A 25,216-nucleotide genomic window follows, 5' to 3' on the forward strand; every position below is an offset into this window, starting at 1 on the left:
ATGGCCACCGTCAGGCCGGAATCGAAGCGCGAGACCAGGCGCTCGTGGATGTCGGCCAGGCCCTTGGGGTAGGTGTCCGACGTCATCACGATGTGCGACTTTTTGGCCAGCAAGGCCTCGAAAGCGTTGAAAAACTCTTCCTGCGTCCTGTCCTTGTTGGCGAAGAACTGGACGTCATCGATGAGCAGCAGGTCCAGCGAGTGGTAGCGCTCCTTGAACTCGTCGAAAGTCTTGCGCTGGTAGGCCTTAACCACATCCGAAACAAACTGCTCGGCATGGATGTAGAGAACTTTGCTGCCGGGCTTGTCGGCCAACAACTTATTGCCTACAGCGTGCATCAAGTGGGTTTTGCCCAGGCCGACGCCGCCGTAGATGAACAGCGGGTTGTACAGCTGGCCGGGCATGCCCGAGACATGCATGGCGGCGGCGCGCGCCATGCGGTTGGCCGTGCCCTCGACCAGGGTGTCGAAGGTCAGGGCCGTGTTCAGGCGGTTCTTGAAGCCGTTGGCGGCCGCCTCTTCGGCGATATCGGCCGGCTCGGGGGCCGGGCGCATCTCTGCGGAAGAAGGCGTGGAGTAAGTCCTGGCGCCAGGTTCGCGCTGAGCAAGCGCCAACTCAAGCTGTACCGGCTGGCCGTAGAGCTTTTCCAGCAGGCCGGCAATGCGGCCGGCGTACTGGGCACGCACCCAGTCGAGCTTGAAGCGGTTGGCCACGTGCAGGGTGACCCTGCTGAGGTCTTCTGAGACGGTGGCCGCCAGCGGCTTGATCCAGGTGTTGAACTGCTGCTCGGGCAGCTCCTGGGCCAGTTGGTCCATGCAGGCCTGCCACAGGCTGTCGCCCGCGCCGAGGGCCGCTGCGGCCGTCAGGCTCTTGTGTTGCCCCTCGCTCATTCTCGGCTGTTGCCTCTGTGGATATTGTTCATTGCAGCAAACCCCGGATTCTAATTTATCAAGGCCTTATCCACAAGGCGGGAGGGGCTCTGGTACGCTGCAGTCCAGGCTGGCAATTGAAACCTTTTGTAGGACTCACCCGCGCAGCAGTTTATCCTCTGCCACGGCCAGTGTCTCGGGCCGGCCGGACAACACCAGGGTGTCGCCGTCCTGCAGCAGCGCGTCGCCGCTGACCGGCGCGGTTTTGCCGCTGGCGCGGCGCAGGCTGACCACCCGCACGCCTAGCGCATGCAGCGCGAAATGTCCCAGGGCTTTGCCCACTGCCTTGGCGCCCAGGGGCAGGGTCAGGGTGGCCAGGCGCTCGGTGTGCTGGTCGTCCACCGTGTCGTCGTCCGCGCCGTGGAAGTAGCCGCGCAGCAGGTTGTAGCGGGCGTCGCGCTGGTCCTGCACGATGCGGATCACCCGGCGCATGGGCACGCCCACCAGGGCCAGCGCGTGGCTGGCCAGCATCAGCGAGCCTTCCAGGGCCTCGGGCACGACCTCGGTGGCGCCCGCGCCCTGCAGTTTTTCCAGGTCGTGGTCGTCCTGCGTGCGCACGATCACCGGCACCTGGGGCGCGTGCGCCCGGGTGTGGCCCAGGACCTTGATCGCGCCGGCCACGTCCAGGTAGGTGATCACCACAGCGCTGGCGCGCGCCAGGCCGGCGGCCATCAGGGCCTGCAGGCGGGCGGCGTCGCCGAAGACCACCGAGTCGCCGGCCGCCGCGGCCTGGCGCACACGGTCGGGGTCCAGGTCCAGCGCCATGTAGGGGATGCCTTCGCGCTCGAGCAGGCGGGCCAGGTTCTGGCCGCTGCGGCCGTAGCCGCAGATGATGACGTGCTTGTTGGCGTTGATCGACTTGCGGGCGATGGTCGTCATCTGCAGCGACTGCTGCAGCCACTCGCTGGCCACCAGCTTGAGCACGATGCGGTTGCTGTACATGATGATGAAGGGCGTGGCCAGCATCGAGATCACCATGCTGGCCAGGATGGGGTTGAGCAGGTGCGGCGGCACCAGGCCGCTCAGCTGCGCCAGCGTCAGCAGCACGAAACCGAACTCCCCGGCCTGCGCCAGGTACAGGCCGGTGCGCAGCGAGACGCCCATCGAGGCGCCCAGGCCGCGCGCCAGCACCGTCACCAGGGCCAGCTTGAACAGCACCGGCACCGTCACCATCATCAGCACCAGGCCCCAGTGGGCGAACACCAGGCGCCAGTCCAGCAGCATGCCCATGGTGATGAAGAACAGCCCCAGCAGCACGTCGTGGAAGGGCCGGATGTCGGTCTCCACCTGGTGCTTGAACTCGGTCTCGGAGATCAGCATGCCGGCGATGAAGGCGCCCAGCGCCAGCGACAGGCCGGCCAGCTCGGTCAGCCAGGCCAGGCCCAGCGTGATCAGCAGCAGGTTCAGCACGAACAGCTCTTCGCTCTTGCGCCGCGCCACGATGGTCAGCCACCAGCGCATCACGCGCTGGCCGCCCACCAGCAGCACGGTGATCAGCACCGTGGCCTTGAGCGCGGCCACGCCCAGCGCCATGAACAAGGTCTCGGGTTTGCTGCCCAGCGCGGGAATGAGCACCAGCAGCGGCACGACGGCCAGATCCTGGAACAGCAGCACGCCCATCACCCGCTTGCCATGCTCGCTCTCGAGTTCCAGCCGCTCGGCCATCAGCTTGACCACGATGGCCGTGCTGCTCATGGCCAGCGCGCCCGACAGCGCCAGCGCGGTCTGCCATCCCATGTTCCAGAGCGTGGGCGCCAGCGCCGCCAGGAACAGCGTGCCCACGGTGCCGATCAGGATGGTGAGCACCACCTGGAACAGCCCCAGGCCGAACACGTGGGCACGCATGGCGCGCAGCTTGGACAGATTGAATTCCAGCCCGATCACGAACATGAGGAAGACCACGCCGAACTCGCCCAGGTGGCGCACGCTGTCGGAGTCGCCCAGTGCCAGGGCGTTGGGACCGATCGCCACCCCCACCACCAGATAACCCAGCATGGGCGGCAGCTTGAGCGAGCGGCAGACCACCACGCCGATGACCGCGGCCAGCAGGTAGATCAGTGCGAGCTCGAGCGTGGTCATGCCACTATGCTATCCGCAGGCCGGGTGTCCCTCGATAGAATCCCGCCATGACCGCTTCGACCCCCCCTGGACAGGCTTTCGACGCAGCGCAGGCGCTGCGACTGGCCCAGGAAACCTTCGACATCGAGGCGGCCGCCGTGCTGGGCCTCAAGGCCCGCACGGGCCAGGCCTTCGCCGACGCGACGCGCCTCATGCTCAATGTGCGCGGCCGCGTGGTCGTGATGGGCATGGGCAAGAGCGGCCACATCGGCCGCAAGATCGCTGCCACCCTGGCCTCCACCGGCACGCCGGCGATGTTCGTGCATCCGGCCGAAGCCAGCCACGGCGACCTGGGCATGATCCAGCCGATCGACCTGGTGCTGGCCATCTCCAATGGCGGCGAGAGCGAGGAGATCACGGTCATCCTGCCGGTGCTCAAGCGCCAGGGCGTGCCCCTGGTGGCCATGACCGGCAACCCGCAGTCGACGCTGGCGCGGCATGCCGACATCGTCCTGGACAGCGGCGTCGAGAAGGAAGCCTGCCCGCTGAATCTGGCGCCGACGGCGAGCACCACCGCCCAACTGGCGCTGGGCGATGCGCTGGCTGTTGCCCTGCTCGATGCGAGAGGCTTTCGCACCGAGGACTTCGCCCGCTCGCATCCCGGCGGCGCGCTGGGCCGCAAGCTGCTGACGCACCTGAGCGACGTGATGCGCTCGGGCGATGCCGTGCCTCGGGTGGAGCTTGCCGCGTCGTTCGTCGAGCTGATGCGCGCGATGAGCGTGCAGGGGTTTGGCGCCGCCGGCGTGGTCGACGCGCAGGGCCGCCTTGTGGGCATCTTCACCGACGGGGATTTGCGCCGGCTGATCGAGCGCGGCGTCGACTTGCGCCAGTGCACGGCGGACCAGGTCATGCACCCTGGTCCGCGCACCATCCGGGCGGACGTGCTGGCGGTTGAGGCCGCCGAGCTCATGGAGTTGCACGGGATCACCCGACTCTTGGTGACTGACGCCGACGGCAAGCTTTGCGGCGCGGTCAACAGCAACGACCTCATGCGCGCCAAGGTGATCTGAGGATGCCGGCGCTGAACTTTCCGCCCGAACTGCTGCTGGCGGCGCAGGACGTCCAGGTCGCCTTCTTCGATGTGGATGGCGTGCTGACCGACGGCGGCCTGTACATGTCGGACCTGGGCGAGACGCTCAAGCGCTTCAACATCCTGGACGGCCTGGGCCTGAAGCTGCTGCAAAAGGCGGGCATCACGCCGGTGGTGATCACCGGCCGCGACTCCAAGCCGCTGCGCGGCCGGCTGGCGGCGCTGGGCGTGACGCACGTGCACTACGGCACCGAGGACAAGGCGCCGGCGGCGCAGCAGACCCTGGAGGCGCTGGGCCTGGACTGGAAGCAGGCCGCCGCCATCGGCGACGACTGGCCCGACCTGCCGGTGCTGCGGCGCTGCGCCTTTGCCGCCGCGCCCGCCAATGCCCACGCCGAAGTCAAGGCCGTCGCCCGCTTTGTCACCCAGGCCGCCGGCGGCGCCGGCGCGGCGCGCGAGTTCTGCGACCTGCTGCTGGTGGCCAGCGGCCGCTACGCTGGCCTGCTGGAAGGGTACGCATGAGCGTGAGCGCCTGGGACAGTGGCTGGGCGCGGCTGCGCCGCGGCTGGGACCACCTGACCATCTACCTGCCGCTGATCCTGATGGGGCTGATGGCGCTGGGGACCTATTGGCTGGCGCGCAGCACGCCTTCGTTGCTGCCGCCCGAAGCGCAGCGGGCCGAAACCCACGACCCCGACTATTTCATGCGCCGCTTCTCGGTCAAGACCTTCGAGCCCAGCGGCCGCCTCAAGAGCGAGGTGGTGGGCACCGAGGCCCGCCACTACCCCGACACCGACACGCTGGAGATCGACCAGCCGCGCATCCGCGCCTACAACGAGGCTGGCGAGCTGACAGTCGCCACCGCCAAGCGTGGCCTGAGCAATGCCGACGGTTCCGAAGTGCAGCTGATCGGCGATGCCGTGGTGACCCGCGAGGCGCTCAAAGGCCCGGACGGCGTGCTGCGGCCGAAGCTGGAGTTCCGCGGCGAGTTCCTGCACGCCTTCATGCAGGCCGAGCGGGTCCGCTCGCACAAGCCCGTCACCCTGATCCGTGGCGACGACCAGTTCACGGCCGACAACCTGGACTACGACAACCTGGACCGCGTGATGGACCTGCGCGGCCGGGTGCGCGGCACCCTGATGCCGCGTAGCGCCCCCTGAGGCCGGCAATGGACAAACTGGTTTTCATCACGGGCGCTTCCAGCGGCATCGGCCAGGCCCTGGCCTGGCGCTACCACCAGGCCGGCTGGCGGCTGGCGCTGGCGGCGCGGCGCACCAACGAGATCGAAGACTGGGCGCGCCGCCAGCAGCTGCCGGCGGACTGTTATGCGGTCTACCGCGCCGATGTGGCCGACACCGACAGCGTGGTTGCCGCTGGCCAGGCTTGCCTGTCGGCGCAGGGCGTGCCTGACGTGGTGATCGCCAACGCCGGCATCAGCATCGGCGTGGACACGGCCGTGCGTGGCGACATCGATGTCATTGCCCGCAGCTTCGCCACCAACAACGTGGGCCTGGCCGCCACCTTCCATCCCTTCATCGACGCCATGGTGGGGCGCGGCTCCGGCGCGCTGGTGGGAATTGGCAGCGTGGCCGGCATCCGCGGCCTGCCCGGTCACGGCGCCTACTGCGCCAGCAAGGCGGCGGTGATCAGCTACTGCGAAAGCCTGCGCGGCGAGCTGCGCAGCAGCGGCGTCAAGGTGGTGACCCTCTGTCCGGGCTACATCGACACGCCGCTGACGCAGCAAAACCGCTACTCCATGCCCTTTCTGATGCGGCCGGAGGATTTCAGCGAGCGCGCCTTCCAGGCCGTCACCGCGGGCGCGAGCTACCGTGTCATCCCCTGGCAGATGGGTGTGGTGGCCAAGCTCCTGCGCCTGCTGCCCAATGCCCTGTTCGACCGGGCCCTGGCCGGCCGGCCGCGCAAGCACCGCCAGGACGGCAGCTGATTTAGCTACTCTTTTGATAGCGCCCCAGGGCCGTTGCACGGGGGCTACAAACCAAAAAGGCTCCCGAAGGAGCCTTTTTGCTGTGTGCCTGGGGCTTGTCAGTAGCCGCCGCGGCCACCGCCGCCACCGTTGCGGTCGCCGCCGCCGCGCGGGCCCGAGCCGTAGGGGCTGCGGAAACCACCGTCGCCGCCACCACCACCGCCGCCGCGGCCACCGCCGCCGTAGCCGCCGCCACCACCGCGGCGGTCACCACCACCACCGCCGCCGCCGTAGCCGCCCCCGCCGCCCCCATATCCGCCGCCACCACCGCCGCCGTAACCACCACCGCCGCCGCCGTAGCCGCCGCCACCACCGCTGCGCGGCGGGCGGGCTTCCATGGGACGGGCTTCATTGACGACGACGCTGCGGCCGCCCAGGGGCTGGCCGTTCATGCCGGTGATCGCGGCTTGCGCCTCGGCATCGCTGGCCATCTCGACAAAGCCGAAGCCTTTGGAGCGGCCGGTGTCACGTTCCATCATGACCTTGGCGCTGGTCACGCCGCCGAATTGGCCGAAGGCCTGCTCGAGGTCGCTGTCGCGCACCGAGTAGGGCAGGTTGCCCACATACAGTTTGTTGCCCATGTGAAGGGACTCCTAGATAAACACGGTTGACTTGAGCGATGGAGTCCCGAAAACGCATGCAACTGACGACGCGAAAGTGACCTGATCACCGCAATCCTGCGTGGGTACAGCTGTCCACGCGCAATGATTATTGCGCAGATATCCGGGGGATGGGCAAGCGCTGGGGGGCAATCGGGCTTCGCAAAAACCCTAGAAAACGGGCATGAAAAAAGGGCCCGTAGGCCCTTTTTCTGCATTTCTGCGGGATTGGCTTAGTAGCCGCCGCGGCCACCGCCACCGCCGCCGTAGCCGCCGCCACCGCCGGAGCGGCCACCGCCACCACCGCCGTAACCGCCGCCGCCGCCACCACCACCGTAGCCGCCGCCACCACCGCCGCCGCCGAAGCCGCCGCTACGGGGAGCGCGGGGCTCCATCGGACGGGCTTCATTGACAACCAGGCCACGGCCGCCGATTTGCTGGCCGTTCATGCCTTCGATGGCTGCTTGTGCTTCGGCATCGCTGCCCATTTCGACAAAGCCGAAACCCTTGGAGCGGCCGGTGTCACGTTCCATCATGACCTTGGCGCTGGAGACGGTGCCGTATTGGCTGAACGCCTGTTCCATGTCGCTATCGCGGTAAGAGTAGGGCAGGTTGCCCACGTAAAGTTTGTTGCCCATGAAGGACTCCTAAAAAACAACGCAAGACGCGATGGAGCCGGGCACGCAATCACAAACTAGAAACTTCATTCGATAGACGCGAAACTGACCATTCACCGCAAAACTGTGCCCCGATTGGACGGGGCACAAACGGATTATGGTCGAAAACTTTAGGGGAAGGGTAAAAAAATAAGCCAACAGCTGCCCGGATGTTGGCTTCAGGTCACCAGATGGGGTCGGGCCGGCCTTGCCCTGTAGGGCCAGGACGCAGGCAACTAAGCATTAAGTGCGCTAGAACCCTGCGCGCAAAGCCGGTCTTTAGAATGGGACGTCAAAGGGAGGAAGCCGTGCAGTCCGTGCGCGCCGCGCCGGCCTGGAGACCCCTTTTATATCCATGGAAGCCTTCCTCGTCTCCACCGGCCTCGTCGCCCTCGCCGAAATGGGCGACAAAACCCAGCTGCTGTCCCTGGTCCTGGCGGCTCGGTTCAAGAAGCCCTGGCCCATCGTGCTGGGCATCCTGGCGGCCACGCTGGCCAACCATGCCCTGGCCGGCGCCGCCGGCGCCTGGGTCATCACCCTGCTGGGGCCGCAGGCGCTGCGCTGGGTGCTGGGCGGCTCGTTCATCGCCATGGCCCTGTGGATGCTGGTGCCCGACAAGCTGGATGACGACGGCATGGACAAGCCGCCGCGTTTTGGCGTCTTCGGCACCACCTTGATCGCGTTTTTCATCGCCGAAATGGGCGACAAGACCCAGGTGGCCACCGTGATGCTGGCGGCGCGCTACGACGCCTGGGCCCTGGTGGTGATGGGCACCACCCTGGGCATGCTGCTGGCCAATGCGCCGGTGGTCTGGTTTGGCGAGCGCATCACCCGGCGCGTGCCGATCGCGCTGGTCCACAAGCTGTCGGCCGTGATCTTCCTGGGCCTGGGCCTGGCGGCCCTGTTGGGCGCGGGTTGATTGGCTATACTGACTGCCAGCGCCGATTTGCCCCAGCTTGCGGGCGCTCAATAAATTCAGCTAAAGACCGATCGCCCAAGCACCCGGCCTCGCCTCTTTAGCGACGCCGGGTTTTGTTTTTGGGTCCAGCATGATCGTCACACCGCAATCGATGGCCTTCGAAGCGCCGCTCGCACTGCGCAGCGGTGCATCGATCCGTGGCTACACGCTGGCCTACGAGACCTACGGCACGCTCAACGCCGACAAGAGCAACGCCGTGCTGATCTGCCACGCGCTCAACGCCTCGCACCACGTGGCGGGCGTCTATGCCGGGCAGGACAAGTCCGAGGGCTGGTGGGACACCATGATCGGTCCGGGCAAGCCGGTGGACACCGACCGCTTCTTCGTCATCGGCGTCAACAACCTGGGTTCGTGCTTCGGCTCCACCGGGCCCATGCACGTCAACCCGGACAGCGGCAAGGTCTACGGCGCTGACTTCCCGGTGGTCACGGTGGAAGACTGGGTCGCGGCCCAGGCCAGGCTGCTCGATGCGTTGGGCATCGATACCCTGGCCGCCGTCATGGGCGGCAGCCTGGGCGGCATGCAAGCCCTGTCGTGGACGCTGCAATACCCGCAGCGCGTGCGCCACGCGGTGGTGGTGGCCAGCGCGCCCAATCTGAATGCCGAGAACATCGCCTTCAACGAGGTGGCACGCCGCGCCATCGTCACCGACCCCGACTTTCACGGCGGCCACTTCTACGAGCACGGCGCCGTGCCCAAGCGCGGCCTGCGCATCGCCCGCATGATCGGCCACATCACCTACCTGAGCGACGACGTGATGAACGAGAAGTTCGGGCGGCAGCTAAGGGAAGGCATCGAGCTGAAGTACAGCACCCAGGACATCGAGTTCCAGATCGAGAGCTACCTGCGCTACCAGGGCGACAAGTTCAGCGAGTACTTCGACGCCAACACCTACCTGTTGATCACCCGCGCGCTCGACTACTTCGACCCGGCCCTGGCCTATGCCGGCAACCTGACCAAGGCCCTGGCCCGCGCCAGCGCCCAGTTCCTGCTGGTGAGCTTCACGACCGACTGGCGCTTCTCGCCGCGGCGCAGCCGCGAGATCGTCAAGGCGCTACTGGACAACCGGCGCAGCGTCAGCTACGCCGAGATCGACGCACCGCACGGCCACGACGCCTTCCTGCTGGAGGACGCGCGCTACCTGGGCGTGGTGCGCTCCTACTTCGAACGCATTGCACAGGAGCGCGTATGAGCGACCGCGCCACGATGGAGCGCATCGCCGCCCTGGTGCCGGCCGGCTCGCGCGTGCTCGACCTGGGTTGCGGCGACGGCGCGATGCTCGACTTTCTGCAGCGCGAGCGCGGCTGCTCGGGCTACGGCATCGAGCTGGACGACGCCAACGTGCTGGCCTGCGTCAAGCGCGGCGTCGACGTGATCCAGCTCAATCTGGAAGAGGGGCTGGCGATGTTCGACGACAGCTCCTTCGACGTGGTGCTGCAGATCGACACCTTGCAGCACCTGCGCAACGCCGAGACCATGCTGGTGGAGACGGCGCGCGTCGGCCGCGTGGGCATCGTCTCGTTCCCCAACTTTGCCCACTGGCCGAACCGGCTGGCCATCGCGCGCGGCCGCATGCCGGTGACGCGGCGCCTGCCTTACCAGTGGTACGACACGCCCAACATCCGCGTGGGCACCTACAAGGACTTCGAGGTGCTGGCGACCAAGAACCGCCTGAACGTGCTGGACGCCTTCGGCCTGCAGGACGGCCGCGAGGTGCGCTTTCTGCCCAACGCGCGGGCCGGCACCGCCGTCTTCAAGTTCGAACGCGGCTGAGGCGCTTGCCCAGCCAGGCGTTGTAGTCCGGGTCGCTGGCCAGCGTCCACAGGGCCAGCACCAGCACCAGCAGGCCGGTCAGCGACGTGCTGAGCATGGCGTCGCGCTGCCAGCCGAAGCCCAGCAGCCAGGGCGAGGCCATCAGCCACAGGCCCAGCGCGCCTTCGCTCCACTCTTCCCAGGCCTGCGGCAGCAGCATGGCGCCCAGCGCTACGGCGACCAGGGCCAGGCCCATGACGATCGCGTTGGACATGGCCATCGACATGCCCTGGAAGCCCAGCGCCCAGGGCGAGAGCATGAGCCACAGACCGAGCGCCGCGTTGACGCCATCCTGCCAGTGCTTGGGGGAACGCATGCTGCACCTCCGGTCGCCGGCAGGGTTGCCTGCGCTCTTTCACTATAGGCCGCTCACCAGGACTTGCAATGCCTGGCCGGTGCTAAGATTTGTGCAACGGGACTTCAGCCTCCCGGTCTTTCGAGATAGACGGTGTCCCGTCCAAGCGCTGGCAACTCACCTTGGAGTTTTCCGTGGACACCGCATCGCATTCCATATCCCCCGCCGAACTGGTCGTCCTCTTGGGACGGCCCGACGCGCCGCTGCTGCTCGATGTGCGCCGTCCCGAGCGCTTTGTCGCCAGCGACAGGCTGCTGCCCGGCGCGCAGCACTGCCCGCCCCAAGAGCTTGCTGCCTATGCCGCCTCGCACGCGCCACGCGAGGTGGTCGTGTACTGCGCCTATGGCCACGAGGTCGGCCAGCAGGCCGCACGGGACTTGCGCGCTGCCGGCTGGCCTGCGCGTTTCCTGGCCGGTGGCATCGAGGGCGGCGAGGACGGCGTCGATGCGCCGGCCGACATCGCGTCCTGGCGCAGTGCCAAGCCGTCCCTGCTGCGCAAGCGGCCCGACCTGGGTGTGACGGGCGAGCGGCCCTCTCGCTGGATCACGCGCGAGCGGCCCAAGATCGACCGCATTGCCTGTCCCTGGCTGGTGCGCCGCTTCATCGATCCGCGGGCGGAGTTTTTCTACGTGCCCGCCGACCGGGTGTTCGAGGAGGCCGCCCGCCTGGGCGCCGTGGCCTATGACATCGAGGGCGCGCCGATTTCGCATGCATGGGAGCGCTGCAGCTTCGATGCCTTGCTGCAGGCCTTCGAGCTGCACGATGCGGCGCTGGACACGCTGGCCGCCATCGTGCGGGCGGCCGATACCAACCGGCTTGCCATGGTGCCGCAGGCCGCCGGGCTGCTGGCCGTGTCGCTGGGACTGTCCCGCCAGCATGCCGATGACCATGCCATGCTGGCCGCGGCCATGCCGGTGTACGACGCGCTCCATGCCTGGTGCCGCAGCGCGCAAGGCGAGACGCACACCTGGTCGGTCAAGGAGCAGGCGGCATGAGCGCGGTCCCGTTTGGCCAGGCCCTGAAGTTCTGGCTGAAGCTGGGCTTCATCAGCTTTGGCGGGCCGGCCGGCCAGATCGCCATCATGCACAGGGAGCTGGTCGAGCAGAAACGCTGGATCTCCGAGCGCCGCTTCCTGCACGCGCTGAACTACTGCATGCTGCTGCCCGGCCCCGAGGCCCAGCAGCTGGCCACCTACATCGGCTGGCTGATGCACAAGACCCGCGGCGGCATCGCCGCCGGTGTGCTCTTCGTCCTGCCCTCGCTGTTCATCCTGATCGCGCTGAGCTGGGTCTACCTGCGCTACGGCCAGGTCAGCTGGGTGGCGGGGCTGTTCTACGGCATCAAGCCGGCGGTCGCCGCCATCGTGCTGCACGCGGTCTGGCGCATCGGCAGCCGCACGCTGCGGCGGCCATCGCAGGGGCCGCTGCTGTGGGCCATCGCCATTGGCAGCTTTGTGTCCATCGCCTTCTTGAAGATCGCTTTTCCGTGGGTCGTGGCGGCCGCGGCGGTGGCCGGTGCGCTGGGCGGCAAGTGGCTGCCGGCGCAGTTCGGCGCGAACGCCGGCCACGGTCCAGCGCAGCGCAGCTGGGGGCCGGCGCTGATCGACGACACCACGCCGACGCCGCCTCACGCCGTTTTCCGCAAGGCTCGGCTGGCCGCGGTGCTGACGGTGGGCGCGTTCCTGTGGCTGGCGCCCATGGCCTTGCTGATTGCAGCCCAGGGCTGGGACGGCACGCTGACGCAAATGGGGTGGTTCTTCACCAAGGCGGCCTTGCTGACCTTCGGCGGCGCCTATGCGGTCCTGCCCTATGTCTACCAGGGCGCGGTGGAGCACTTCCAGTGGCTGACCGGCGCGCAGATGATCGACGGCCTGGCGCTGGGCGAGACCACGCCCGGCCCGCTGATCATGGTGGTGGCCTTTGTCGGTTTCGTCGGCGGCTGGACGCGCCAGGTGCTGGGGCCGGACATGCTGTTCCTGGGCGCGGCGCTGGCGGCCAGCGTGGCGACCTGGTTCACCTTCCTGCCTTCCTTCCTGTTCATCCTGGCCGGCGGCCCGCTGGTGGAAGCCACGCATGGCCAGCTGCGCTTTACTGCGCCGCTGACCGCCATCACTGCCGCCGTGGTCGGCGTGATCGCCAGTCTTGCTCTGTTTTTCATAGCGCATATCGCGCAAAAGACGGGGGCTCCAGGCCTGTTTGGCTTGCAAATCGACTTCGCGGCCTTGCTGCTGGCAGGGGCGGCGGCGGCAGCCCTGCTGCGCAACAAGCTGGGCGTGATCCCTGTCATCGCGCTGTGCGCGTTGGCCGGCCTGGCGCTGCGCACGGCGGGTTGGGCCTGAGACGCGGCGGGTCCGCGCGCGGGTATCCTCGCCGCTCCATGCTGTTTTTTGTATGACAACACGCTTTCGTCCCGTCACCAGCGGCGCCCGCCTGTCCGACCAGGTGGCGCAGCAGCTGGCGGCCGAGATCAGCGCCGGCCGGCTGGGCGGCGGCGAGAAGCTGCCGACCGAGGCGCGGCTGGTCGAGCAGTTCCAGGTCAGCCGCACCGTGGTGCGCGAGGCGGTGTCGCGCCTGAAGTCGCTGGGCCTGGTCGACTCGCGCCAGGGCAGCGGTGTCTTCGTCAACGCCAAGGCGCCCTATGCGCCGCTGAACTTCGACCACCGCCATACCGAATCGCGCGAGGCCGTGGTGCAGATGGCCGAGGTGCGGCGCGCACTCGAGGCCGAGGTGGCGGGGCTGGCGGCGCAGCGGCGCAATGCCGCCGACGTCAAGCGCCTGCAGCAGGCGGTGCAGGCGCTGGACAAGGCGGTGCAGGCCGGCGGCGACGGCGTCGAGGAGGACCTGCGCTTTCACCGCGCCATCGCCGACGCCGCCCACAACCCCTTCATGCTGGGCACGCTGGACTACCTGGCGCAGTTCGTGCGCGGCGCCATCGGCGTGACCCGCGCCAACGAGGCGCGCCGCGCGGACTTCGCGCAGCAGGTGCGCAGCGAACACCATGCCGTGGTGCTGGCCATCGAGGCCGGCGACGTGGCGCGTGCCCGCAAGGCGGCGGCGCGCCACATGGACAACGCCATCAAACGCATCGAGAACGCCGACCCCGGTTTCTGGAGCCAGGAGGGCGCGCGCCTGGCCCGCCCGCTGGTGGCGCCGCGCCTCTGAAGGGGCTGTTTGTGGGCCGACAGAAGCTTCCAAAGTTGTATGATGACCAGATGAATTCAGGACAAGAACAAGGACAAACCATGCCCGATGCTGTGGGGGTGATCGGCCTGGGCGCCATGGGTGGCGGCATGGCGCGCTCGCTGCGCCGCGCCGGCTTTGGCGTACAGGTGTTTGACGTGCGCGCCGAGGTGGCGCAGGCCTTCTCCCAGGAGGGCGGCACGGCCGCCGCTTCGCCGGCTGCGCTGGCCGCGCAATGCGCCGTGGTCATCTCGGTGGTGGTCAATGCGCAGCAGACCGAAGAGGTGCTGTTCGGCCCCAACGGCTGCGCCGCTGCCATGCGCCCTGGCAGCGTCTTCGTCATGTGCTCCACTGTTGACCCCAACTGGTCGGCCGCGCTGGAAAAGCGCCTGGCAGACCTCGGCCTGCTGTACCTGGATGCGCCGATCTCGGGCGGCGCCGCGCGCGCCGCCAGCGGCGAGATGACCATGATGACCTCGGGCCGGCCCGAGGCCTATGCGCGTTGCGGCGCCATGCTCGACGCGATGGCGGCCAAGGTCTACCGCCTGGGCGACGCGGCCGGCGCCGCCAGCAAGGTCAAGATCATCAACCAGCTGCTGGCCGGCGTGCACATCGCCGCGGCTGCCGAGGCCATGGCCCTGGGCCTGCGCGAAGGCGTCGACGCCGCCGCCCTGTACGAGGTGATCACCCACAGCGCCGGCAACAGCTGGATGTTCGAGAACCGCATGGCCCATGTGCTGGCCGGCGACTACACGCCGCTGTCTGCGGTCGACATCTTCGTCAAGGACCTGGGCCTGGTGCTGGACCTGGCGCGCTCCAGCAAATTCCCGCTGCCGCTGTCGTCCACCGCGCACCAGATGTTCATGCAGGCCAGCAGCGCCGGCTTCGCGCGCGAAGACGACAGCGCCGTCATCAAGATCTTCCCGGGCATAGCCCTGCCCGCAGTAAAAGGAACCCCATGAACATCCTCATCACCGGCGGCTGCGGCTTCCTGGGCGCGCGCCTGGCCCGCACCCTGCTCGCTCTGGGCAGTCTGTCGTTGCGCGGCGCCCCCGAGCGGGTGATCACGCGCATCACCCTGGCCGACCGTGTCGCGCCGCCGGACGACCTGCGCGCCGACCCGCGCGTGCATTCCGTCACCGGCGACCTGCTGGCGCTGATCGCCGACAAGACCATCCCCGCCGTGGGCACCGACCTGGTGTTCCACCTGGCGGCCGCCGTCAGCGGCGAATGCGAGGCCGACTTCGACCTGGGCATGCGCAGCAACCTGGAAACCACCCACAAGCTGCTGGACGGCGCGCGCGCCCTGGGCACGCAGCCGGTCTTTGTCTTTGCCAGCTCGCTGGCGGTGTTCGGCAAGCAGCCCGGCCGGCCTCTGCCCGAGCCCATCACCGACGACACCTTGCCGACGCCGCAGGGCAGCTACGGCGTGCAGAAATTCATCTGCGAGCAACTGGTGGCCGACTACAGCCGCAAGGGATTCATCGCCGGCCGCAGCGTGCGGCCGATGACGGTGAGCGTGCGGCCCGGCAAGCCCAACGGCGCGGCCTCGGGCTTTTTCAGCGGCATGGTGCGCGAGCCCCTGGCCGGTATCCGTGCCCAGGTGCCGGTGGCGGCGGACACGCCGGTGGCACTGGCCTCGCCGGGCAACACCATCGCCGGTTTCGTGCGCGCGGCCCAGGCCAGCGACGCGCAATGGGGCCCGCCCACGGCCATCAACCTGCCGTCCTTTCGCACCACGGTGGGCGCCATGGCGCAGGCGCTGCAAAAAATCGGCGGCCGCGAGGCGGCCGCCCTGCTGGACTGGACGCCTGATCCCGCCATCGAAAAACTGGTCAGCAGCTGGCCGGGCAACCTGTCCTGGGAGCGGGCCAGGGGCCTGGGCCTGCAATCCGACGCCGACTTCGAAGCGGTGATCCGCGACTACGTGCGCGAGAACCCCGATGCCGTGAAGCTGCCGGTGCAATGAACGGGAAGATCTTTCTCGGCTGCATCGCCGACGACTTCACCGGCGCCACGGACCTGGCCAACAACCTGGTGCGCAGCGGCATGCGCGTGCTGCAGGCCATCGGTGTGCCCGATGCACCCTTGCTAGCCGATGTGGATGCGGTGGTGGTGGCGCTCAAGTCGCGCACCGTGCCTGCAGCCGAGGCGGTGGCCCAGTCGCTGCAGGCGCTGCGCTGGCTGCAGGCCCAGGGCGCGCAGCAGATCTACTTCAAGTACTGTTCCACTTTCGACAGCACGGCCGCGGGCAACATCGGGCCGGTGGCCGAGGCCTTGATGGACGCGCTGGGCACGGACTTCACGATTGCGACGCCGGCCTTCCCGGACAACGCGCGCACGGTCTTCAAGGGACACCTCTTTGTCGGCGACCAGCTGCTCAGCGATTCGGGCATGCGCAGCCACCCGCTGACGCCGATGACCGACGCCAACCTGGTGAAGGTGCTGCAGGCGCAGTGCAGCCGCAAGGTCGGCCTGATCGACCACAAGGCCGTGGCTGCGGGGCCGGCGGCGATTGCGCAACGCATTGAGGCGCTACGCGCCGAGGGTGTGGGCATCGCCATCGTCGACGCCGTGTCCAACGACGACCTGCTGCGCCTGGGTCCCGCGCTCAAGGGCATGCCCTTGGTGACGGCTGGCTCGGGCGTGGCCATCGGCCTGCCGGTCAACTTTGGCCTGGCGCCTTCCTCGCAGGCCAGCGCCCTGCCGGCGGCGACGGGCACGCGGGCCATCGTCAGCGGCAGCTGCTCGCAGGCCACGCAGCGCCAGGTGGCGGCCTTCATCGCCGCTGGTGGGGCAGCATTGGCGATCGACGCGCTGCGCGTGGCCGACGGCGCCGACGTGGTGGGCGAAGCCCTGGCCTGGGCCCGGCCGTTGCTGGCGCAGGGCCCGGTGCTGGTGTATTCGACGGCCGATGCCGCCACCGTGCAGGCCGTGCAGGCGCGCAGCGGCGTGCAGGCTGCGGGCGATGCGGTGGAGCGCACGCTGGCAGCGGTGGCCAACGGCCTGGTCGCCCATGGCGTCGGGCAACTGGTGGTGGCCGGCGGCGAAACCTCGGGCGCCTGCGTGCAGGCCCTGGGCATCACGCAGATGCAGATCGGCCCGCAGATCGACCCCGGCGTGCCCTGGTGCCACGCGGCCAGTCCCGGCCTGCACATCGCCCTGAAGTCCGGCAACTTCGGTACCGACGACTTCTTCTCCAAAGCATTTACATTGCTGCAATGACCGAAACCCAGGCCCGCGAAGAGATCTGCCGCGTCGGCAAGAGCCTGTTCGACCGCGGCTATGTGCATGCGACCGCAGGCAACATCAGCGTGCGCCTGGACGATGGCTTCCTGATCACCCCAACCGACGCCTGCCTGGGTTTCCTGGACCCCGCCAAACTGGCCCGTCTGGACGCCAGCGGGCAACAGCTCAGTGGCGAACGCGCCAGCAAGACCATCGCCCTGCACACGGCCATCTATGGCGCGGCGGGCCGCTTCGATCCCGCCACGCGCTGCGTTATCCACACCCACAGCACGCACTGCGTGGCCCTGAGCCTGCGGCCCGGTGTCGGCGAGTTGCTGGCGCCGCTGACGCCCTACTTCGTGATGAAGGTCGGCCATGTGCCGCGCATCGCCTACGCGCGCCCGGGTGCCCAGGAGGCGGTGCTGGCCGTGGTGCAGGCCATCACCCACTACGGCGACAGCGGCAGGCCGATCCGCGCCGTGATGCTGGACCGGCTGGGCCCCAACGTCTGGCACGATGGCCCGACCAGTGCGATGGCCGTGCTGGAAGAACTGGAAGAAACCGCCCGCCTGGCGCTGCTGGCCACGGCCATCGCGCCGCTGGACGAACCCCACATCGAAGAACTGCGTCGCGCTTTTGGCGCGCGCTGGTAAGGACACAAGCCATGCCCCGTTTTGCCGCCAACCTGTCCATGCTTTACCCCGAGCTGGATTTCCTGGACCGCTTCCAGGCCGCCGCCCGCGACGGCTTCCAGGCCGTCGAATACCTCTTTCCCTACGCCTATGAGCCGGCCCAACTGGCGGCGCGGTTGCAGGCCAACGGCCTGCAGCAGGTGCTGTTCAACGCGCCGCCCGGCAACTGGGACGGCGGCGAGCGCGGCCTGGCCTGCCTGCCGGGGCGTGAAGAAGAGTTCCGCGAAGGCATCGCCAAGGCCCTGGTCTATGCCAAGGCGCTGGCGTGCCCGCGCATCCATGTGATGGCCGGTCTGGTGCCCGCCGGCATCGAGCGCGCCAGCGTGCGCCCCACCTATGTGGCCAACCTGCGCTGGGCCGCCGCTCAAGCCGCTGCCCAGGGTGTCGATGTGTTGATCGAGCCGATCAACACGCGCGACATCCCGGGCTTCTTCCTGAACCGCCAGGACCATGCACACGAGCTGATCGACGAGATCGCCGCGGCCAACGTCAAGGTGCAGATGGACCTGTACCACTGCCAGGTGGTCGAGGGCGACATCGCCATGAAGATCCGCCAGTACCTGCCCACAGGGCGGGTCGGCCACTTCCAGATCGCCGGCGTGCCCCTGCGCCACGAGCCCGACCTGGGCGAGCTGAACTTCGCTTACCTGTTCGACGTGATCGATGAGGTGGCGGCGCAGTGCGATTGGCAGGGCTGGGTGGGCTGCGAGTACCGGCCGGCGCGCGGCGCCGTGGCCAACGGCACCTCGGACGGCCTGGGCTGGATGAAGCGCTAGCTGGCGTTGGGCGCCGGTTGAGAGCGGCGCTTGAGGATGCTGATCTGGCCGTCCGTCTCCAGGAAGGCGCGGCCCATGTCCTGTAGCGTGCAGTCGTGTTCGCGCAGGGCTTCATCGAAATCGTCCCTGCTGACACGCTCGCGCTCCAGCACCGTGTCGAAGACCTTGCCATCGCGTCCGAGCAGGACTGCGCTGCCTTCCACGGCCTGTTCGGCGCTTTTGCTGCGCGAGGTCAGCCAGGCCAGGCCCAGGTTCAGCACGATCAGGGTGCTGGCGGAAATGAGGCCGCCGATCACAGAGTCGTCGCCGCCGCCCAGCGCGTTGGACACCGATTCGCTCAGCAGCACCACCACGATCAGGTCGAAGGGGGTGAACTGGCCGATGGTGCGTTTGCCCGAAAGCCGCACCAGGACCAGCAGGAACAGGTAGACCACGGCCGCGCGCAGCACGAATTCCCACCAGGGCAGCTGCATGTCCAGCATGGGTGTTGCGGCCGCGCCGCTCAGACCATCACGACGTCGCTGCCATCGAGCAGTTGCTCGACGCGGGCGGCGCTGGTGCCGACCTTGGCGACCGCCTTGCGCAATTGCTCCGGGTTACAGCCGAAGCGCTTGCTCCACCAGGTGACCTCGCGCGGGTCGGCCAGCTCAATCTGGTCGCGTTGCGCGGGCACTGTCTCAAACACATAGGCCATGGCCTGGATCTCCACTTTCTTGATGCAGCGATTGGACAGCCGCGCCAGCCCCGGCCCTGCCCGCCGACTCCGCGACACGCTGTCGTCCGGCTCCTACTGCGCTATAAATATCATAGCTACTCAGGAAGGTTTTACGGGGGCTAGAGGCTGATTTGTCTTGGGCCAGGGGCGAGGCGGCGGGGCCGGCCGGGTGTGCCAGAGCACGGCTGTACTACGATGGCATGCCCATGGCCCAGCACGACTTCTCCACGCTCTTCGAATTGCTGCCGATCGGTGCCTACCGCACCGACGCCAACGGCGTGCAGTTGCGTGCCAACCGTGCCATGGTGCAGCTGTTTGGCTACGAGTCCGAGGAGCAGATGCTGAGCCTGCCCAAGGCGCACGCCGGTGGTTGGTATGCCCAGCCCGGGCGGCGGGCGCAGTTCCGGGCGCTGCTCGAAGCCCAGGGCGTGGTGCGCGACTTCGTCTCCGAGTTACGCCGCCGCGACAACGGTGAGCCGTTCTGGATCAGCGAGAACGCCCACCTGGTGCGCGACAGCGAAGGACGGGTTCTTTACCACGAGGGCACGATCGAGGATGTAACGGCCCGGGTGCACGCCGAGCAGGCCGCGCTGGCGGCCGGCGAGCTGCTGCGCGAACGCACCGAGGCGCTGCAGCTGACGCTGGACAACGCCGGCCGCGGCATCGTGCGCATGGACGCCGAGGGCAAGGTGGTGCTGTACAACCGCCGTTTCCTGGAGGTGCTGGAACTGCCCGAGGCGCTGCTGGCGCAGCGGCCGCTGATGCGCGACGTGATCGCCTTCCAGGAGGCGCGCGGCGACTTCAGCGAGAACAGCGAGCTGCCCGGCGTGGACGTGATGCCGCGGATCTTCCGCGACCCCAGGGACCCCGGCCACTTCGACACCGGCGGCAGCTACCTGCGCCGCACCCGCGCCGGCCTGGTGCTGGAGATCGCCACCCTGGCCCTGCCCGATGGCGGCCTGGTGCGCACGTATTCGGACGTCACCGCCTACTATGAGGCCCAGCGCCAGCTGGCCGAGAAAAGCCGCACGCTGCAGATCACCATGGACAGCATGAGCCAGGGCATCGCCACCATCGACGCCAGCGGCCGCTGCATCAGCTCCAACCGCCGGGTCCAGGAGCTGTTGGACCTGCCGGCCGCGCTGATGGCCAGCCAGCCGACCATGGAGGAGCTGGTGCGCTTCCAGGTCGAGCGCGGCGACCTGGGCCCCAATTTCGACCAGGTGGATGCGGTGGCGCGCGGCTACGTGGCGCAGGGGGGCCAGACCCCACCCATCCAGGGACCGCAGACCTATCTGCGCAGGACCCGCGACGGCCGCACGCTGGAGGTCAAGACCCAGCCACTGCCCGAGGGCGGCGTGGTGCGCACCTTCACCGACGTGAGCGACTATGCGCAGACCCAGGAGGCGCTCACTGAAAAGAGCCGCATCCTGCAGATCACACTGGACAGCATGAGCCAGGGCATCGTGAGCATCGACCGCCACGGCCGCACCGTCATGTCCAACCGCAGGCACCAGCAGCTGCTGGGCCTGCCGGAAGAACTGCTGGCCACAGGGCCCTCCCTGGAAGAGCTGGTCCACTTCCAGATCGAGCGCGGTGACTTCGGCGAGAACTTCAGCTTTGCCGATGCCATTGCCAGGGGCTATGTGGCTGTCAGCGCCGACATGCCGCCGGTGCTTGGCCCGGAGACTTACCTGCGCAAGGGCTACGGTGGGCGGACGCTGGAGGTCAAGACCCTGCCCCTGCCCGATGGCGGGGTGGTGCGCACCTTCACCGACATGACCGACTACATGCTGGCCCAGGAGGCGCTGTCGCAGAAGCAGGCCCAACTCAGCGCGCTGATCAACAACATCCCGGACCGCATCTGGCTCAAGGACACCGAGGGTGTCTACCGGCTGTCCAATCCGGCGCACCTGCGCCAGCACGGTTTCACCGATGCCAGCCAGGTGGTGGGCAAGACCGCGGCCCAATTGTTCGGTGGGCCGGACGGCGCGCACTACAGCCGTTCCGACCAGGACGCGATGGCCTCGGCGCGGCCGATGGTCTATGAGGACGAACTGGTCAACCAGGTGACCGGCGAGACGGAGTACTTCGAGCTGGTCAAGGTAGCGATGCGCGACGACGCCGGCCAGTGCATCGGCCTGCTGGGCATTGCCCGCGACATCACGGCGCGCAAGGAGACCGAGGCGGCCCTGATCGCGGCGCGCGACGCCGCCGAGGCCGGCAACCGCGCCAAGGCCGAGTTCCTGGCCAACATGAGCCATGAGATCCGCACGCCGATGAACGCGGTCATCGGCATGAGCGAACTGCTGCTGGACACGCCGCTGACCCCGGCCCAGCACGAATTCGCCGAAACCATCCGCACCAGCGGCGACGCCCTGCTGGTGCTGATCAACGACATTCTGGATTTTTCCAAGATCGAGTCGGGCCACCTCGAGCTCGAGCGCGTGCCGGTGAATCTGGCCGAGTGCGTGGAAAGCGCGCTGGACATCACCAGCGGCGCGGCCACGGCCAAGGGCCTGGAACTGCTGTACTGGATCGAGGACGGTGTGCCGCGCAATGTCTACGGCGACATGACGCGCCTACGCCAGGTGCTGACCAATCTGGTCAACAATGCCGTCAAATTCACCGCGCAGGGCGAGGTGGTGGTGACGCTGGCACGCCGTGAGGCGGCCGACGGCACCCCCCTGTTGTCCTGCTCGGTGCGTGACACCGGCATCGGCATTCCGGACGACCGGCTGCATCGCCTGTTCCAGGTCTTCAGCCAGGTCGACACCTCGACCACGCGCCAGTTCGGCGGCACCGGCCTGGGCCTGGCGATCTGCCGCCGGCTGGTCGAGCTGATGGGCGGGCGCATCTGGGTGGACTCGCAGGCCGGCCAGGGCTCGGACTTCCAGTTCGAGATTCCTTTGCAGGCCGTTCCCTCCGGTCCCATTGCCTTCCAGGGCCGGCAGGCCGCCAGCCTGGCCGGGCGGCGCGTGCTGCTGGTCGACGACAACGCCACCAACCGCCAGATCCTGGGCCTGCAGACCAGCCGCTGGGGCATGCAGGCGCGCGCCGCCGCATCGGGGCGCGAAGCCCTGGACTGGCTGGACGGCGGCGAGGTTTTCGACTGCGCCATCATCGATGTGCAGATGCCCGGCATGGACGGCTACATGCTGGCGGCCGAACTGCGCAAGCGCTTCGACCCGGCCCAGCTGCCAGTGCTGGCCCTGACCTCCCTGGGCGACGGCGGCACGCAGTTCGCGGGCCTGGGCCTGGCCCGCACGCTGAGCAAGCCAACCAAGCCGCAGGTGCTGTTCGAGGCCCTCACCAACCTGTTCGAGCGGCCGACCGCGTCGGTCACCACTGCGGCAGCGCTGTTGCCGGCGCGGCCACGGGTGGCGCCGGAGACCCCGCTGCGGCTCTTGCTGGCCGAAGACAACCCTGTCAACCAGCGGGTGGCGGCGCTGATCCTCAGCGGCCTGGGCTACGAGCTGCAGGTGGTGGCCGATGGCCAGCAGGCGCTGGACGCGGTGGCCGCGGCGCAGGCCGAGGCACCCTTTGACGTGGTGCTGATGGACGTGCAGATGCCAGTGATGGACGGGCTGGAGGCCAGCCGCCGCCTGGTGGCGCTCTCCCCGGTGGGCCAGCGGCCCTGGATCATCGCCATGACCGCCAATGCCATGGAGGGCGACCGCGAGGTCTGCCTGGCAGCCGGCATGGACGACTACCTGAGCAAGCCGATCCGCGCCGCCGCGGTGGTCGATGCCCTGCGGCGCGCCGTGGCCGGCCGCGCCGCGCGCGGCTAGGCCAGGCGCCGCAGCAGCGCCATCGCAGCGGCCGGCGCCCTTTCCTTGGCGCCGTTGATGAAATAGATGAAGACCTCGCGCGGCCGGCTGCCGCCGGCCCAGGCCCGCGCGCCCTGCGCCCAGGCCTCGATCGCCTCAGGTGGGTAGCCGGTGGGGATGTGGGGCTCGCTGCGCATCAGGCGCAGGTAGGCGAAATCGGCGCTGGCATCGGCGATGGCCGGGAACTTGGGCGAGTCGGTGTGCACCGGCACGCAGCCGTAGCGGCGCGCCAGCGCCAGGAAGGCCGGTGTGGCGAAGCTCTCGTGGCGCACGTCCAGCGCGTGGCGCAGCGGCCGGCCCTCCACCTCCTTGGGCAGCAGGGCCAGGAAGGCCTCGAAGTCCTGCGGCTCGAACTGCTTGGTCGGCATGAACTGCCAGACGATGGGCCCGAGCTTGTCACCCAGTTCGGCGATGCCGCTGTCGGTGAAGCGCAGGATGGATTCGCCGGCGGCCGCCAGCACGCGGCGGTTGGTGGCAAAGCGGTTGGCCTTGAGCGAGAACACGAAGCCATCGGGCGTCTCGTCGCGCCACTTGGCGAAGGTCGACGGCCCGAAGCTGCTGTAGTAGGTGCCGTTGACCTCGATGCTGGTCAGCTGCCGGCTGGCATGGTGCAGCTCCTTGCTGTGCGGCAGGCCGGCAGGATAGAAGTTGTCGCGCCAGGGCTCGAAGGTCCAGCCGCCGATCCCGACCCGGATGCGTTGAGTGTGGCTCATCGTTGTGCTCCCGCTATTACACGCACTCTAGCGCGGCCCGCAGCGCCGGCGTACAGTGGCTGCACGTTTTTGCTGACAGAAAAGAGAACCCCATGAACGCCCCCCTGCACAAAGAACTGCCTGCCGGCATGCTCGACGCCGCCGCCGCCCTGTCCCACGCCACCGAGCAATGGGACCGCGACATCGTCAAACAGCTGACCGACTACATCGCCATCCCGGCCAAGTCGCCGGGCTTCGACAAGGACTGGGCCCAGCACGGCCACATCGACACCGTGATGCGCAATGCCGCGGCCTGGGTCGAGGCGCAAAAGGTCGAGGGCCTGAAGCTGGAGATCGTGCGTCTGGAAGGCCGCACGCCGGTGCTGTTCTTCGAGATTCCTGCCACCCGGGCTGGCAGCACCGAGACCGTGCTGATGTACGGCCATCTGGACAAGCAGCCGGAGTTCAACGGCTGGCGCAACGACCTGGGCCCGTGGACGCCCAAGTACGAGGACGGCAAGCTGTACGGCCGCGGCGGCGCCGACGACGGTTATGCAGTCTATGCCAGCATCGCCGCCGTCCAGGCCCTGAAGGCGCAGAAGCTGGCGCACCCGCGCATCGTCGGCCTGGTCGAGACCTGCGAGGAGTCGGGCTCCTACGACCTGCTGCCGTATGTGGACGCGCTGCGCAGCCGCCTGGGCGAGGTCGGCCTGGTCATCTGCCTGGATTCGGGCGCCGGCAACTACGACCAGCTGTGGCTGACCACCTCGCTGCGCGGCATGGCCAGCGGCACGCTCAAGGTCCAGATCCTCACCGAGGGCGTGCATTCGGGCGACGCCTCGGGCCTGGTGCCCTCGAGCTTTCGCATCATGCGCCAGGTGCTGGACCGGCTGGAAGACAGCAAGACCGGCACGCTGCTGCCGCAAAGCTTTCACTGCGAGATCCCGGCCGAGCGCGCGGCCCAGGCCGCGGCCACGGCCGCGATCCTGGGCGACGAGGTCTACAAGCGCTTCCCCTGGGCCCACTACGACTGCGGCGGCTCGACCAGCTTCGCCCTGCCCACCACCACCGATCCGACCCAGGCTCTCCTCAACCGCACCTGGACGCCGACCCTGTCGGTGACCGGCGCCGAGGGCTTCCCGGCGCTGCAGGACGCGGGCAACGTGCTGCGGCCCTACACCGCCTTCAAACTGTCGCTGCGCCTGCCGCCCCTGGTCGACGCCGGCCAGGCGGTGCAGGAGCTCAAGGCCCTGCTGGAAGACAACGCGCCCTACCAGGCCAAGGTGACCTTCGAGAGCAATGGCGGCGCCACCGGCTGGAACGCGCCGGTAACGGCGCCCTGGTTCGAGCAGGCCCTGCATGCGTCGTCGCAGGCGCATTTCGGCGCGCCCTGCGGCTACATAGGCCAGGGCGGCACCATCCCGCTGATGAACATGCTCAGCGCCGGCTTTCCCAAGGCGCAGATGATGGTCTGCGGCGTTCTGGGCCCCAAGAGCAATGCCCACGGCCCCAATGAGTTCCTGCACGTGCCCTATGCGAAGAAGCTGACCGCTGCGGTGGCCGAAGTCATTGCCCGCATGCCCTGAGCAAGATGTAACTTTTTGCATATAAGCGCAGCAATTTGTTGCGCTGGTCGGCGCCG

25 protein-coding genes are annotated in these 25,216 nt (G+C 68.3%); 17 read left to right on the forward strand and 8 right to left on the reverse strand.

The window, feature by feature from the left end; all coding sequences use genetic code 11:
* A partial coding sequence (locus tag Q0632_RS12310; protein ID WP_298929935.1) for a DnaA/Hda family protein occupies positions 1–890 on the reverse strand: 890 nt, incomplete at its 3' end.
* 135 nt (positions 891–1,025) lie between these two features.
* Positions 1,026–3,008: a cation:proton antiporter gene (locus Q0632_RS12315; protein ID WP_298929940.1), complete on the reverse strand. Its 1,983-nt coding sequence runs from the start codon at positions 3,006–3,008 to the stop codon at positions 1,026–1,028.
* 47 nt (positions 3,009–3,055) lie between these two features.
* Between Q0632_RS12315 and Q0632_RS12320 the strand changes: the two genes are divergently transcribed.
* The 4 genes from Q0632_RS12320 to Q0632_RS12335 are packed head-to-tail and all read left to right on the forward strand — an operon-like array spanning position 3,056 to position 6,022.
* Positions 3,056–4,057: a KpsF/GutQ family sugar-phosphate isomerase gene (locus tag Q0632_RS12320; protein WP_298929945.1), complete on the forward strand. Its 1,002-nt coding sequence runs from the start codon at positions 3,056–3,058 to the stop codon at positions 4,055–4,057.
* Positions 4,058–4,059: 2 nt separating this feature from the next.
* Positions 4,060–4,599, forward strand: coding sequence for an HAD family hydrolase (locus tag Q0632_RS12325; protein ID WP_298929949.1), 540 nt, complete (start codon positions 4,060–4,062; stop codon positions 4,597–4,599).
* Positions 4,596–5,237, forward strand: coding sequence for an LPS export ABC transporter periplasmic protein LptC (lptC, locus tag Q0632_RS12330; RefSeq protein WP_298929954.1), 642 nt, complete (start codon positions 4,596–4,598; stop codon positions 5,235–5,237). Before Q0632_RS12325 ends, lptC begins: the two co-directional genes overlap by 4 nt.
* A gap of 8 nt (positions 5,238–5,245) precedes the next feature.
* Positions 5,246–6,022, forward strand: a complete 777-nt coding sequence (locus tag Q0632_RS12335) for an SDR family oxidoreductase (protein WP_298929959.1) — start codon at positions 5,246–5,248, stop codon at positions 6,020–6,022.
* Between the two features lie 98 nt (positions 6,023–6,120).
* On the opposite strand, the gene Q0632_RS12340 is transcribed toward Q0632_RS12335, so the two are convergent.
* The gene (locus tag Q0632_RS12340; RefSeq protein ID WP_298929966.1) at positions 6,121–6,642 is read right to left on the reverse strand and encodes an RNA-binding protein; all 522 of its coding nucleotides are present in this window, start codon (positions 6,640–6,642) and stop codon (positions 6,121–6,123) included.
* A 251-nt stretch (positions 6,643–6,893) separates the two neighbouring features.
* On the reverse strand, positions 6,894–7,298 hold the full coding sequence (locus tag Q0632_RS12345) for an RNA-binding protein (RefSeq protein ID WP_298929970.1): 405 nt from the start codon (positions 7,296–7,298) through the stop codon (positions 6,894–6,896).
* Positions 7,299–7,671: 373 nt separating this feature from the next.
* On the opposite strand from Q0632_RS12345, the gene Q0632_RS12350 reads away from it, so the two are divergent.
* The 3 genes from Q0632_RS12350 (at position 7,672) to metW (ending at position 10,068) form a co-directional block, all read left to right on the forward strand.
* On the forward strand, positions 7,672–8,235 hold the full coding sequence (locus tag Q0632_RS12350; protein ID WP_298929974.1) for a TMEM165/GDT1 family protein: 564 nt from the start codon (positions 7,672–7,674) through the stop codon (positions 8,233–8,235).
* A 130-nt stretch (positions 8,236–8,365) separates the two neighbouring features.
* A complete protein-coding gene (locus Q0632_RS12355) occupies positions 8,366–9,487 on the forward strand; it encodes a homoserine O-acetyltransferase (RefSeq protein WP_298929979.1) in 1,122 nt (373 codons plus the stop codon).
* Complete coding sequence (metW, locus tag Q0632_RS12360) at positions 9,484–10,068, forward strand: methionine biosynthesis protein MetW (RefSeq protein WP_298929981.1); 585 nt, start codon at positions 9,484–9,486, stop codon at positions 10,066–10,068. The genes Q0632_RS12355 and metW overlap by 4 nt, the downstream gene beginning before the upstream one ends.
* Here metW and Q0632_RS12365 read toward each other — a convergent pair.
* A complete protein-coding gene (locus Q0632_RS12365; RefSeq protein WP_298929985.1) occupies positions 10,049–10,423 on the reverse strand; it encodes an SPW repeat protein in 375 nt (124 codons plus the stop codon). The two genes, metW and Q0632_RS12365, sit on opposite strands and share 20 nt — an antisense overlap.
* Before the next feature lie 173 nt (positions 10,424–10,596).
* Here Q0632_RS12365 and Q0632_RS12370 point away from each other — a divergent pair, with 173 nt between their 5' ends.
* The 8 genes from Q0632_RS12370 (at position 10,597) to otnI (ending at position 18,337) form a co-directional block, all read left to right on the forward strand.
* Positions 10,597–11,457, forward strand: a complete 861-nt coding sequence (locus tag Q0632_RS12370; protein WP_298929990.1) for a chromate resistance protein ChrB domain-containing protein — start codon at positions 10,597–10,599, stop codon at positions 11,455–11,457.
* Positions 11,454–12,800 (forward strand): chromate efflux transporter, encoded by a 1,347-nt coding sequence (gene chrA, locus Q0632_RS12375; RefSeq protein WP_298929994.1) that lies wholly within the window; start codon positions 11,454–11,456, stop codon positions 12,798–12,800. Before Q0632_RS12370 ends, chrA begins: the two co-directional genes overlap by 4 nt.
* 52 nt (positions 12,801–12,852) lie before the next feature.
* Positions 12,853–13,623 carry a FadR/GntR family transcriptional regulator gene (locus Q0632_RS12380; protein WP_298929999.1) on the forward strand — a complete coding sequence of 257 codons (771 nt, stop codon included), beginning with the start codon at positions 12,853–12,855 and terminating at the stop codon, positions 13,621–13,623.
* An 80-nt stretch (positions 13,624–13,703) separates the two neighbouring features.
* Positions 13,704–14,603, forward strand: a complete 900-nt coding sequence (gene ltnD / locus Q0632_RS12385) for an L-threonate dehydrogenase (RefSeq protein ID WP_298930004.1) — start codon at positions 13,704–13,706, stop codon at positions 14,601–14,603.
* Positions 14,600–15,610, forward strand: coding sequence for a D-erythronate dehydrogenase (gene denD / locus Q0632_RS12390; RefSeq protein WP_298930009.1), 1,011 nt, complete (start codon positions 14,600–14,602; stop codon positions 15,608–15,610). Before ltnD ends, denD begins: the two co-directional genes overlap by 4 nt.
* A complete protein-coding gene (otnK, locus tag Q0632_RS12395; protein WP_298930013.1) occupies positions 15,607–16,866 on the forward strand; it encodes a 3-oxo-tetronate kinase in 1,260 nt (419 codons plus the stop codon). The genes denD and otnK overlap by 4 nt, the downstream gene beginning before the upstream one ends.
* Complete coding sequence (locus Q0632_RS12400; protein ID WP_298930017.1) at positions 16,863–17,522, forward strand: aldolase; 660 nt, start codon at positions 16,863–16,865, stop codon at positions 17,520–17,522. The genes otnK and Q0632_RS12400 overlap by 4 nt, the downstream gene beginning before the upstream one ends.
* Before the next feature lie 11 nt (positions 17,523–17,533).
* Entirely contained in the window at positions 17,534–18,337 is an 804-nt protein-coding gene (otnI, locus tag Q0632_RS12405) for a 2-oxo-tetronate isomerase (protein WP_298930020.1), read from the forward strand.
* Here otnI and Q0632_RS12410 read toward each other — a convergent pair.
* Both Q0632_RS12410 and Q0632_RS12415 read right to left on the reverse strand, forming a co-directional pair.
* Positions 18,334–18,819: a DUF421 domain-containing protein gene (locus tag Q0632_RS12410; protein WP_298930024.1), complete on the reverse strand. Its 486-nt coding sequence runs from the start codon at positions 18,817–18,819 to the stop codon at positions 18,334–18,336. The genes otnI and Q0632_RS12410 overlap by 4 nt on opposite strands.
* 20 nt (positions 18,820–18,839) lie before the next feature.
* Positions 18,840–19,031 carry a DUF3606 domain-containing protein gene (locus tag Q0632_RS12415; protein ID WP_298930028.1) on the reverse strand — a complete coding sequence of 64 codons (192 nt, stop codon included), beginning with the start codon at positions 19,029–19,031 and terminating at the stop codon, positions 18,840–18,842.
* 227 nt (positions 19,032–19,258) lie between these two features.
* On the opposite strand from Q0632_RS12415, the gene Q0632_RS12420 reads away from it, so the two are divergent.
* Positions 19,259–22,843, forward strand: coding sequence for a PAS-domain containing protein (locus tag Q0632_RS12420; RefSeq protein ID WP_298930033.1), 3,585 nt, complete (start codon positions 19,259–19,261; stop codon positions 22,841–22,843).
* Here the strand turns inward: Q0632_RS12420 and Q0632_RS12425 are convergent.
* Positions 22,840–23,595: a DUF72 domain-containing protein gene (locus Q0632_RS12425; RefSeq protein ID WP_298930037.1), complete on the reverse strand. Its 756-nt coding sequence runs from the start codon at positions 23,593–23,595 to the stop codon at positions 22,840–22,842. The two genes, Q0632_RS12420 and Q0632_RS12425, sit on opposite strands and share 4 nt — an antisense overlap.
* Positions 23,596–23,687: 92 nt before the next feature.
* Here Q0632_RS12425 and Q0632_RS12430 point away from each other — a divergent pair, with 92 nt between their 5' ends.
* Positions 23,688–25,160, forward strand: a complete 1,473-nt coding sequence (locus tag Q0632_RS12430; protein WP_298930042.1) for a M20 family metallopeptidase — start codon at positions 23,688–23,690, stop codon at positions 25,158–25,160.
* Positions 25,161–25,216: the final 56 nt, after the last annotated feature.

Origin of the sequence: uncultured Ramlibacter sp., from assembly GCF_936925435.1 — a bacterium.
In the GTDB taxonomy this organism is placed as follows: Bacteria; Pseudomonadota; Gammaproteobacteria; order Burkholderiales; family Burkholderiaceae_C; genus Ramlibacter.

Coding starts and splice junctions, on each gene's coding strand:
- Q0632_RS12315 (WP_298929940.1), bottom strand. CDS start 3,008: ATGACCACGCTCGAGCTCGCACTGATCTACCTGCTGGCCGCGGTCATC.
- Q0632_RS12320 (WP_298929945.1), top strand. CDS start 3,056: ATGACCGCTTCGACCCCCCCTGGACAGGCTTTCGACGCAGCGCAGGCG.
- Q0632_RS12325 (WP_298929949.1), top strand. CDS start 4,060: ATGCCGGCGCTGAACTTTCCGCCCGAACTGCTGCTGGCGGCGCAGGAC.
- lptC (WP_298929954.1), top strand. CDS start 4,596: ATGAGCGTGAGCGCCTGGGACAGTGGCTGGGCGCGGCTGCGCCGCGGC.
- Q0632_RS12335 (WP_298929959.1), top strand. CDS start 5,246: ATGGACAAACTGGTTTTCATCACGGGCGCTTCCAGCGGCATCGGCCAG.
- Q0632_RS12340 (WP_298929966.1), bottom strand. CDS start 6,642: ATGGGCAACAAACTGTATGTGGGCAACCTGCCCTACTCGGTGCGCGAC.
- Q0632_RS12345 (WP_298929970.1), bottom strand. CDS start 7,298: ATGGGCAACAAACTTTACGTGGGCAACCTGCCCTACTCTTACCGCGAT.
- Q0632_RS12350 (WP_298929974.1), top strand. CDS start 7,672: ATGGAAGCCTTCCTCGTCTCCACCGGCCTCGTCGCCCTCGCCGAAATG.
- Q0632_RS12355 (WP_298929979.1), top strand. CDS start 8,366: ATGATCGTCACACCGCAATCGATGGCCTTCGAAGCGCCGCTCGCACTG.
- metW (WP_298929981.1), top strand. CDS start 9,484: ATGAGCGACCGCGCCACGATGGAGCGCATCGCCGCCCTGGTGCCGGCC.
- Q0632_RS12365 (WP_298929985.1), bottom strand. CDS start 10,423: ATGCGTTCCCCCAAGCACTGGCAGGATGGCGTCAACGCGGCGCTCGGT.
- chrA (WP_298929994.1), top strand. CDS start 11,454: ATGAGCGCGGTCCCGTTTGGCCAGGCCCTGAAGTTCTGGCTGAAGCTG.
- Q0632_RS12380 (WP_298929999.1), top strand. CDS start 12,853: ATGACAACACGCTTTCGTCCCGTCACCAGCGGCGCCCGCCTGTCCGAC.
- ltnD (WP_298930004.1), top strand. CDS start 13,704: ATGCCCGATGCTGTGGGGGTGATCGGCCTGGGCGCCATGGGTGGCGGC.
- denD (WP_298930009.1), top strand. CDS start 14,600: ATGAACATCCTCATCACCGGCGGCTGCGGCTTCCTGGGCGCGCGCCTG.
- otnK (WP_298930013.1), top strand. CDS start 15,607: ATGAACGGGAAGATCTTTCTCGGCTGCATCGCCGACGACTTCACCGGC.
- Q0632_RS12400 (WP_298930017.1), top strand. CDS start 16,863: ATGACCGAAACCCAGGCCCGCGAAGAGATCTGCCGCGTCGGCAAGAGC.
- otnI (WP_298930020.1), top strand. CDS start 17,534: ATGCCCCGTTTTGCCGCCAACCTGTCCATGCTTTACCCCGAGCTGGAT.
- Q0632_RS12410 (WP_298930024.1), bottom strand. CDS start 18,819: ATGCTGGACATGCAGCTGCCCTGGTGGGAATTCGTGCTGCGCGCGGCC.
- Q0632_RS12415 (WP_298930028.1), bottom strand. CDS start 19,031: ATGGCCTATGTGTTTGAGACAGTGCCCGCGCAACGCGACCAGATTGAG.
- Q0632_RS12420 (WP_298930033.1), top strand. CDS start 19,259: ATGGCCCAGCACGACTTCTCCACGCTCTTCGAATTGCTGCCGATCGGT.
- Q0632_RS12425 (WP_298930037.1), bottom strand. CDS start 23,595: ATGAGCCACACTCAACGCATCCGGGTCGGGATCGGCGGCTGGACCTTC.
- Q0632_RS12430 (WP_298930042.1), top strand. CDS start 23,688: ATGAACGCCCCCCTGCACAAAGAACTGCCTGCCGGCATGCTCGACGCC.